The organism is Eubacterium ramulus, from assembly GCF_003122485.1.
Lineage (GTDB): Bacteria > Bacillota > Clostridia > Lachnospirales > Lachnospiraceae > Eubacterium_I > Eubacterium_I ramulus_A.
The window spans coordinates 19,796-30,079 of record NZ_JRFU01000146.1 but is presented as its reverse complement, the minus strand read 5'-3'; the positions used below and the strand labels follow the sequence as shown (position 1 = coordinate 30,079).

Here is a 10,284-nt window from a genome sequence, read left to right as displayed (position 1 = left end):
ACTCACCACTTGCAGAAGTGGGAGTCTCAACTCAGACTGAGATGAATCTATTTTCTGAAATGCTTCTTTTTTCTTCGTTCTCTTGTTCTACTATTTTGTCTGGGTATCAAACTGGGCTTCTTCCCCGTCTTCCACTTCCACCACGACTTTATTTGGCAGGCACACGATGGTCTCCCCGTTGGAAGAAATTGCATGCTGATTTACACAGAGTTTGTCCGGACAATCCGCAGAGATCATATCTGCTTTTCCATTTTCGATCACAAGGGTATTTGTCACCGTTCCTTCTGCGTTTTTTATCTCGATTTTCTGCGCTTTTTCTCCTGTCGTATGCAGGTCATAAGTGCCGTACACGCTTCCGTCTACCGTTACTTTGACCTGTCCGCCGGGTGTACTTTGCATTTTCTGAAACACAAAATACCCGATCACCGCTGCCACAAAGATAATGACCAGTAATAAAATCTCTTTTTTACCGACTTTTTTGTCCATGCTTATGCCCTGCTTCCAATATAATAGAAACCTTTACATTCATCCAGACGCACCGGAATGATCTGTCCGATCAGTTCCTTTCCTCCAGGGAAATGTACCACACTGTTGTTGCCAAGTCGTCCAGTGAGCAGACTGTCATCCTGATGGTTGACACTCTCTACCAGTACATCCTGCACCTGACCGGTCAGGCGTGCAGATTTTTCTGCTGCAATCTCCTGTACTTCTTTTAACAGACGGTCAAAACGTGCTTTTACCACGTCTTCCGGCACCTGATCTTCCATTTTTGCTGCCGGTGTACCGGTACGTTTGGAATAAATGAACGTAAATGCGCTGTCGTAACGCACTTTGCGCACTACATCCATAGTCTCCTCAAAATCTTCCTCGGTCTCACCCGGGAATCCGACAATGATATCTGTGGTCAGTGCAATATCCGGAATTGCTGCACGTATTTTATCCACCAGCGTCAGATACTGCTCCTTGTCATAATGACGGTTCATAATTTTTAACAGACGACTGCTGCCGGACTGCAATGGTAAATGCAGATGTCTGCAGATTTTCTTTGATTTTGCCATTACTTCGATCAGTTCATCGGAAAGATCCTTCGGATGAGAAGTCATGAAACGGATACGCTCCAGTCCTTCGATCTGCTCGATTTGCTCCAAAAGCTGTGCAAAAGTGATCGGCTGATCCAGGTTCTTTCCATAGGAATTCACGTTCTGTCCCAGAAGCATAACTTCCACAACACCATCTGCCACAAAGTTCTCAATCTCACGGATGATCTCCCGCGGCTCTCTGCTTCGCTCCCGTCCTCTTACATATGGAACGATACAATAACTACAGAAATTGTTGCAGCCAAACATGATATTGACACCGCTCTTGAAACGGAATTTACGTTCGTTTGGAAGCTGCTCTACGATCTGGTCTGTATTTTCCCATACATCCACCACCATCTTTTTATTCTCGATGGAATGCACCAGAAGTTCCGCAAATTTGAAAATATTATGTGTGCCAAAAATCAGGTCTACAAAACGGTAGCTCTGTTTGATCTTTTCTACTACTTTTTCTTCCTGCATCATACAGCCGCAGAGTGCGATCATCATATGTGGATTTTTCTTCTTATATCCGTGCAGGTAGCCAAGACGTCCGTATACTTTATTGTTTGCATTTTCACGGACGGTACATGTATTGTAAATAACAAAATCTGCATCCTCGGACTCGGACTCCTGATAGCCGATGGCATTTAAGATACCACATAATTTTTCGGAATCTCGGGCATTCATCTGACAACCAAAGGTTTCGACATGAGAGAAAAGTGGTCTGCCTAACTTCGCGGAAATTTCTGTGATATATTTCCGTGCCTTTGCAATAAAATAATACTGTCTTGCCGGTTCTTCCACCGGTGCATCTTCATTTAAATCTATATCGCCTAAAATGTGTTCTAATTCCATCTGATTTGAAAAATCAATATTTTTATCCATTCTTACTTCCTTTCGTCCATGTGTTCGATTCTACATTATAGCCGATATATGGATTTTTTTCAATGATTATTATCGCCGGTTCAGATTACCAATTTTCCTTTGGAAATTTTGCAAGTCGTGTTTCCGGAATAATCGAAGTCCACCTTGCCATTTTTTACGTACCACACACCATTTTTATTGGCAGCAAGTCCGTTGTAAGAGAAATCAACCTTTCCGTCCTTCAAATACCACCAGCCGTTCTGATTCTGTGCCAGACCGTTAAAAGTGAAATCCACTTTTCCATTCACAATTTTCCACCAACCGTTTTCGTTTTTGGCGATCGTGTTTGAATTGAAGTCAACTTTGCCGTTTACGATATGCCACCAGCCATTGTTGTTCTTTGCTACCGTGTTTGCAGAGAAGTCAACCTTGCCATTCTTTACATACCACCAGCCATTTTTATTCTGTGCAACAATGGTAACGTCAGTATCAACTTTGTCATTTTTGTAGTAATACCAGTTACCGTCTGCATCTTTTGTATCAGACAGTCCATCTGGATGAGATGCCTGTGTAAGTCTGTTATGGAACTCACTTTCCCATAATGAATCATTTACCCAGTAAGCAGGGCAGCTTTTTCCATTGACATCATAGTGTCTGATTACATTGCCTATCGGGACATTATATTTTTTCATTAATTCCCGTGTAAGAGTCAATGCGTTGTTGATGGTGGCATCTGTTGCTTTTACGGATCCATTTCTGTAATCGTCACACAGCTCAATGTTTAATGTATTGGCATTTTTAGCCACTCCATACAAACGTCCACCGTTGTTGTTGTATTTGCTGCCGCCAACGGACCATGCGATTCTATTGTCTGGAACGGAATGAACTACAGTGCTGTCATCCACGAAATAATGAGCAGATGCTTTTCTGTTCGCCCCCTGGAAGTATTTTCCGTTATTTACAGCGGTATCACCGTCATTACCGGTATAGTGAATTACTATGTACTTGATGTCACCTGTCGATCTCTGGCTTCCGTAATTGGTGCTGGAAGCCCACATTTCTTTCACTGTATATGCCATTACTCCTCATCCTCCTCTCAATCTTTCGCTTCCGGAATACCTGCCAGAGAGGTCAGCATGGAAGCTACAAATGCTAATGCTGCTGTCCCGATCACCATTTTCCAGTCTACCTGATTGATTGCCGCTGCCACTGGAAGCATTGCCACTGCTGTCTGTGCTGCAGTCTTTACTGCACGGATAGCCGCACATTTCCACCATTTTTTACTCATACTCATTCTGTCCTTTCTTTTATATGCATTTATTTTTGATTTTCTAAATCTGCGATTCGATGATTGGCTACTTTCACCTGTTCTTCCAATACGGGGACACGTTTTGCAAAATTATTATGTTCTCGTACTTCTCTTGTCAGTTCTTCGATCTTGCAGTCTGTGACAGCCTGCGCTGTATTTAATTGCTGTTCAATCTTACTTTCCATTTTTTGATTGCTTTTTGCATTTGAGATTACGATTCCCAGTACTGAGAATGCTCCTGTGATTGCCGCTGCAATTACTGCTTCCATTTTCTTCACCTCTTTTCCAGAATTGGCACGAAAAAAGCCGGCACCGAAGTGTCGACTCTAAGTTACCGGACAGAGCTACTGCTGCTCACCTCCCGTAAGCAGCTCATTCACTCATAGATTTGCCCGAATACCTGACAAATGCTTCTGGTGTAAGCTTCACATTTGCTTATGTATGCAAATAAATTATAATTATTAAATATAAGCGATTCTGTATTTAACATAACTGTTTGAATTTACTAACGGCATATATGATTCACTCGTAAATTGGACTTCTCTTGTTGTTTCAGAAAAACAAATGTCAATTGGAGCAGATAAACCAGACCATTCGATAATTAAAGCCGAAATTATGATTGCGTCACTTGGTAAAATTGTATCCACAGGATGATTATTATAATATAATCCACCACCAGATTTACTCCAATTATTTCCTTTACGCATTGTATTTGTAGCAAGTTTTACCATATTCGTGTTTAATTCATTTAAGTTCGGTACCGTACTGAATAATGGAGTAACTTTTTCGATATTCAGACCATTTAATGACACACGATACAACGGAAAATCATCCTGTGTTGCGCCTGCGAGGATATCTCCAGATGTGTAAGTCGGATCTGTTGCAGTTGCCCCGGCGGTTCCTTTGATCACAACAAGTTCTGCCGATTCTAATTCAATTGTTGTGCTTGTATCTTTTTTGTAACGCATCACAATCAGATCATTTCTTTTCACAGACTGTGCTCCATTTTCAATCGTCATATCTTCATAATCGTTTACTTCAATTCGAATATGACGCCCCTGGTTAACCAAATCGCCTGATTTGATTCTCACAATGTTATTTGACACGATTTCTGCTGCAAACTGCTCAGCTGTATTCATCACGTATCTGCCAGTTCCGAAGATTCCTGCGTTTAATGCTCCCGCGTCTGCTGACGTTACATGTTCTTTTCCTCTTAATCCTGTGACTATATATGCTCCCATTTTTCACTCTCCTATCTGGCATTCTATACTAATGCCGTTGCTTTTTACTTTTACAATTTTCTTTGTAATTTCTTCCCTGATCTGAATACCGGTGTAGTATTCTCTGGTTCCAACGTAATCGCCGATGTCATAATCCTCATTGTTTTTAAACTTCACATCCATGGCATTGGCTGCTGCATATGCGTCCTCCAGCATCTCCCGCCCTTTCTGTTCTAGTTCATCCTCCGATTCCGTATTAGCATTATCATAAATCTCTGTTACTTCCCGAATGCCAAAATAAGTCTGTGTTTTTGACACTTTTCCTTGTGCATCCATGTACAGATGAATTACTTTTCTGTCTTTCAATTCGCCTTTTCCGAGACATATTACATGATTGGTTGGAAAATCATTTTTACTTATCTGCGCACTGATCTGTGTAGAATCCCATTCTTTATCCTGGCTGTAATCCACTAACGGTATTGCAGAAATCTGTACTTTTCCAGATTTATATATCATTTTCAGCTTTGCCTTTACTGCTTTCAGCATCTTTCTGATGCCTGTATATCCTCCGATGTATCTATCCATCTGGTAAGATTTTATAGTGATCTTGGAATCTGTGTCTTCTGCTTCAAACAGAGTTCCAAGTCCCATCCTTGTGATGAGATCTTTTAGAACCGTATTGGCTTCTCCTGACAAAATCAGATAATCCTGCCCCGCATCCGGGCATAACACTTTCCCCTCCAATATTCCATGCCATGTCCTGCCAGAATACATCACATCCCCGGATTCCGTGTTCAATTTTATCTGATCAATGATGCCGCCGATGTCCGTCCATTTATTTTTTCCGCCAACCGAATCTTTCATGTAGATCCGATCCTGTGGAGCACAGCAATGATCTTCGATTGCTATCGTGCAGAGGAAGTCATTTTCATCCCTGCCAAAAGCCACATCCAGCTCATACGTTGGCATTATATCTTTATCAATGCCATTCTTGTCTGTATAAATTAAATCCATCGTGGCTCACTCCTCTCCTCATATGCAATCATCTCGAATCCAAACAAACCGTCCCACGCTATTCGGTAATTCCCCGGATGCAGCTTTTCAAAAAGATAGTATTCACCGTCCTGGAACTGATACATTGATTCCCGTTCACCGCTGTTTTTGACCTTGTAAACTTTCTTTTCCCGTGATCTGATCCGCACGTATTCGCCAGCTTCTAACACGCAAGTAAGACCGTATACATGTGTCCCAATCGTCAGACGTGGATTTCTGCATGGTCCGTAAATTGTCAGTTGAAAATGACAGTCTGCGATGCTGTCATTCCGAATACGGATGTTTTCTGCTCCATTGTAGTAATCATAAGGATAGTCATGAGGGTAGTCTAAATTTTTGCCATGGGATTCCTGTTTGTTAGGATAACCTTCCACCTGATTCTCTTTTATCCACCATGGCTGTGTGCATGAGATTGTAATCTCGTTTTCAATGGCTTCGAAGTCTTCCTCATATTCGGAAAAATCTGTAGCTGTCACGTATACCTCTTTGTAACAATCGTTCCACCAGATTTTTCCCGGCTGACGATTTCGTACATCATAATCGAAAATCTCACTCATGTCATTCATGAGATTGCTATATTCTTCTTTGCTGTCTGCCATGATAGAAAGTTGTAGTTTTTTTGTTTCCACGTCCTTATAGAACTGTTTTATGTTTTTGGTTCCGTCCTGTTTTGTCTCTGTTTCATATCCCCAGGAACGTTCTGCCAATACTTCCGGATTCTGCGCCATAACTGGAAATTTCATAAGATTAATGATGGCACCTCTTGAATTTTCGTAATACAGTTTCATCATCTACCTCCTGATCCGTCCGATCTCACGGCTATCCAGCACCATGGTCATATTCTGATTCTTTAATGCTGCTGCAATCTTGTCTGCCAAATTTTGGTTACTATTCTGGATTGGTTCAAGCACGTTTGAGAAGTCTTGACTCAATCTGCTATTCGTGCTGATCTCTAGTTGCCGATTTAGATGTTCTGTCATTCCTATAGAAATCTCTGTGCCAGAAATTTCTTTGAACGGCTCCAGATAACTTTGTGCCGCAATTTCGCATGTCTTTTGAACTTTTGGCATGTAGTCAATAACTGCATTTTCAAATCCTTGACCATAGAAAATACCCGTTTTATATGTTTCTTTTGCCGGTGAATTAACTCCAAGCGTTCTATTTGTTGTCGCCAGAGCACCTAATGCAAAGTTTTTCGCAGAAATTCCAATCGGATAGGAACTGATACCATTTGCAAATCCTGCCGCAAAATTGTAGCCTGATCCGCTGGCATCTACTGATTCAAGACCAGATTTTGCATCCATAGCTTTCTGCGATGCCGGCGTCCATGTGTCAACACTCCGTAATCCACCTACGAAATTACTTCCATCTTTCGCGCCAACTGTTGAGGTATTACCGCTTTGTAATCCAAGAATTTCAGCCGCTTTTACCCCGCGTGCTGCAGTTTCCATTTCTCCTTTTTTGCTTGCAACTCCTGTTGCTGCGGAGGCTCCTGACTGCATTCCAAGTGCCTGTGCTTCCGGTGGCAGTTTCGCCAGCTCATTCTTTGCCGCTTCCACCAGTCTATTCGCCCCATCTAGCATTTCCTGTGTAATACCCGGTGTATTATTTTCAATCGCAGCTTTCCACTGGTCTGCCTGTTCCTGGTAATTTGTAACCTGACGTTCAAGGCTTTCACGGGTTCCATTTTCCGCTGTGATGAATGATGTGGTAAGTTTTTCCATTGCCTGCTCAATTTTTTCATTATCTCCTGAAATAATCGTCTCAGACAATCCTTCATAATTTTTGATTGTTGCGTTGTAATCAGTCCATGTCTGTTCCGCTTCCTCAACACTGTCTGCTGCCTTTTTCTGTGATTTTGCTGCTTCTTCTGCTGCCACAGCTGTTTCATGTACTTTATCACTCAATTCATACATGACATCATTTGTTGCCCCGGAATTCATTGCGTTGCGCAATTCTTCCAATGCATCCGCATGTGCTTTTTCTGTCTCACTGGCCGTCTTGCTCTTTTCCGCAAGAGTTTCTTTTGCTTGCGCCAATTCGTTAAAAGCTTCTGACTGATTTTTGATTGCTTCCTGGTAGGAACTGTCATATGCGCTCAGAGTAGCTTCTGCCTTTTTCTTCTGGATTACATCATCAATTGAATTTGATAATTCTTTGTAATTATCAATTACTCCGTCTGTGATTGTGATCTCCTCACCCAGTGCGCTCGACAGAATGCCAGTGATTACTTCTGCACGATCTTCGTATCCTTCTTTGATTTTTCCATTTTTATCTACATTTTCTTGTAATTCAGCAGAAAGTTTTTCATAATACAAAAATTCCTGCTGAATCCCGGTAGCATTTTCTTCACGGGCGACTTTTGCAGATTCCAAACTGTCGGCTCTTTCATTAATAGCATTTGCCAGTTCTTTCTCTGCATCCGTCAATCCATAGGTCTGTTCCATTTCTTTTTGCAGTTCTTCTTCCTGCTTCTTGTGAGCTTCCACAACCGCATACACTGCCAGTGCTGTCGCTCCAAGCGCCGCTGTCAGGATTCCCGCTGGACTTGCCAGCATCGCAAGATTCAGCCCTTCCTGTGCTGCCGTCTGCGCTGTTGTAGCCACTGCCGCCCCTGTCGTTGCAACTTTAAACAATCCCATTGCTGACGTTATATTTCTGATTGAAGAAATGAACTGCGAAGCTTTGTTTACTGTAAACATTGCTCCGATCACCACTGCTCCGCCTTTTGCAATCCGGACGACATCATCCATGTTTTCAGCGATCCACTCAAATGCATCTCCAATCTTTTCCGCTGCTTTGTCTGTGTCAGCATCCACCATCTCAATTCCGGCTTTGATAACTTCCGTAAAGCCTTTTTTTATTGCTGTGGTTACCGGTTCAATTTCTGCTCCAAGATCAGCCATCGTATCATTGTATTCTGCAATCGTGCGGTTGGCCTGCATGACGTTTTTGTTGTTATCCTGATACGAATCCGCAAGTGTGCCATATGCCTGTTCCAGTGTATTCACAATCAGCGACTGACGCTCCTGTGTATCTCCGCACAGGGACAGTTTGGAATTGAAATCGTCCTCATTGATGCCCGCCCAGTTTAAGGCATCTGCAAGGTTACCCGTGACAGTTCCAACATTCGCCGTTTCATTGATGGATTCTGCCAGACCGTCAAGTGGGATGGAATCACCATACTTCGCCCAAATTCCGGTTGCCGCGTGCAATACCGTGTTCAGGTTCTCCTGACTCATCTGCATCGCCATGAAGTTACTGACGGTCGTATTGGAAGCTGTTTCATCTGCCAGCACAGAATACAAATCCATGTATTTCTGCTTTGCATATTCAGTCGTATAGCCGTTACTGGTTGCCGCCGATGACAGTTTGTTCATTTCGCCGCGGTACTCTCTGGTCTCATCCGCCAGATTGTAGATGCTCGTTACACCTTCCTTTGCCATATCAACCATTTTGGTCATGGCATTTCCAAGGAATGTGCCCATAGCACCTTTCATTACCGTAAACCCTTCCTCTGCATCCTTTGTTGCTTCGGTCAGATCTTCCATCTCACCGCTGGCTTCCTTTGCTTCCTGCTCCAACTGGTTCATTTTGCTTTCATTCTCATGGATTTCACTGGATAATGCTTTTATCTGTTCTTTCAGATCTTTGGCTTCATCCGATGTGCTTCCCATTTCCAGCGCAGTATTTTTATATTCTGACTGTAGACGTTCCATTTTGTCTCGTTGTCCCTGCACTGTATCTTCCAGCTTTTCATAGCTGTTTCTGGTATCTTCCACAGCATCATCAACCTGCTGCATGGATGCCCGCTGTTCATCCATGGCTTTCTCTGTCGCTGCCAACTGCTGTTTTACCTTTTCCAACGTGGTCGCCGTATTGTTGTAATTCAATTTCAGCCGTGCAACTTCATCTGAATTTTCACCATAGATTTCTGTCGCTTTTTCAATCTGTGTGTTGATTGCATCCAGCTTCGTCTCATACTGCTTCGTTTCATCTTCCAGAAGGCGGTACTGCTTCTGCAGTCCTTCCAGAGAAGTGCCGTTTGTTTTCATTTCTTCCGCACTTAACCGTAATTCAGAGCGCAGCACCTTAATCTCATTTGCAGCTTTCTTTGTCTGCTCTCTGGCTTCCGCTGTCTCCATCGAAAATTTGACTTTTGCTTCGTTTTTCTTATTTGCCACTTTGTTCCCTCCTTCCGGTTATTTTTCGCGGACTGCTGCCAGCCAGTTCTCATAAGCAGTCTTATTGTCTGCCACCATTCCAACGGATGATATGTCTGAGTTCCAGAACAGATCTTCTGAAATCCCGATCAGAACCACATAATAGGTGTAGTAATCCTCCAAATCCTCCAGCTTAAATTTTGGCATCTGAATCCTGTTCTTGGGTTTCCGTTTTAGGAAGCCCCGTTTAAATCCGGTTTTTTTTTGCTCTCTCCATACCGGAGTTTCATAACTGTCCCGATTACTGTCGCATGATTCTCCGGAAGTTTGTCAAAAAATTCTGCCTCTGACATGCAGTTTTCCACTGTCTCAATATTGGCGCACAGATAACCTGTGTACAGAAATACCGGAAAATCTACCTCATCCTGCACTCCATCCATTGCCAGCTTGTTATATTTTTTATATGTTTCCGGGCATTTCTCCCGGAGTTTTAATAATCGCCCAAAGGTCAGGCACATTTTGATTTCCTGACCGTCATTCAATTCTAAAGTTTGAAATGTAGCTCTATCATTCATATCTGTTCTCCTAAAAAAATC

The 10,284-nt window shown here is 42.6% G+C and carries 11 protein-coding genes; all 11 read right to left on the bottom strand.

Annotated elements, in window-relative coordinates:
* Positions 1-90 precede the first annotated feature (90 nt).
* Positions 91-486: a NusG domain II-containing protein gene (locus LG34_RS12955; RefSeq protein ID WP_109216431.1), complete on the bottom strand. Its 396-nt coding sequence runs from the start codon at positions 484-486 to the stop codon at positions 91-93.
* A gap of 2 nt (positions 487-488) precedes the next feature.
* On the bottom strand, positions 489-1,934 hold the full coding sequence (gene miaB / locus LG34_RS12950; protein WP_109216434.1) for a tRNA (N6-isopentenyl adenosine(37)-C2)-methylthiotransferase MiaB: 1,446 nt from the start codon (positions 1,932-1,934) through the stop codon (positions 489-491).
* A 110-nt stretch (positions 1,935-2,044) separates the two neighbouring features.
* Positions 2,045-3,022: a peptidoglycan recognition protein family protein gene (locus LG34_RS12945; protein ID WP_109216430.1), complete on the bottom strand. Its 978-nt coding sequence runs from the start codon at positions 3,020-3,022 to the stop codon at positions 2,045-2,047.
* Between the two features lie 17 nt (positions 3,023-3,039).
* Positions 3,040-3,231, bottom strand: coding sequence for a holin (locus tag LG34_RS12940; RefSeq protein ID WP_347486820.1), 192 nt, complete (start codon positions 3,229-3,231; stop codon positions 3,040-3,042).
* Positions 3,232-3,260: 29 nt separating this feature from the next.
* A complete protein-coding gene (locus LG34_RS12935) occupies positions 3,261-3,521 on the bottom strand; it encodes a hypothetical protein (protein ID WP_109216428.1) in 261 nt (86 codons plus the stop codon).
* Between the two features lie 192 nt (positions 3,522-3,713).
* Entirely contained in the window at positions 3,714-4,493 is a 780-nt protein-coding gene (locus LG34_RS12930; protein WP_109216427.1) for a hypothetical protein, read from the bottom strand.
* A 3-nt stretch (positions 4,494-4,496) separates the two neighbouring features.
* The gene (locus LG34_RS12925) at positions 4,497-5,486 is read right to left on the bottom strand and encodes a Gp37-like protein (RefSeq protein ID WP_109216426.1); all 990 of its coding nucleotides are present in this window, start codon (positions 5,484-5,486) and stop codon (positions 4,497-4,499) included.
* Positions 5,477-6,313: a hypothetical protein gene (locus LG34_RS12920; protein ID WP_109216425.1), complete on the bottom strand. Its 837-nt coding sequence runs from the start codon at positions 6,311-6,313 to the stop codon at positions 5,477-5,479. Before LG34_RS12920 ends, LG34_RS12925 begins: the two co-directional genes overlap by 10 nt.
* A gap of 3 nt (positions 6,314-6,316) precedes the next feature.
* Positions 6,317-9,709, bottom strand: coding sequence for a hypothetical protein (locus LG34_RS12915; RefSeq protein WP_109216424.1), 3,393 nt, complete (start codon positions 9,707-9,709; stop codon positions 6,317-6,319).
* An 18-nt stretch (positions 9,710-9,727) separates the two neighbouring features.
* Positions 9,728-9,895, bottom strand: a complete 168-nt coding sequence (locus tag LG34_RS16795) for a hypothetical protein (RefSeq protein WP_181369376.1) — start codon at positions 9,893-9,895, stop codon at positions 9,728-9,730.
* Between the two features lie 26 nt (positions 9,896-9,921).
* Positions 9,922-10,263, bottom strand: a complete 342-nt coding sequence (locus tag LG34_RS12910; RefSeq protein WP_109216423.1) for a hypothetical protein — start codon at positions 10,261-10,263, stop codon at positions 9,922-9,924.
* Positions 10,264-10,284: the final 21 nt, after the last annotated feature.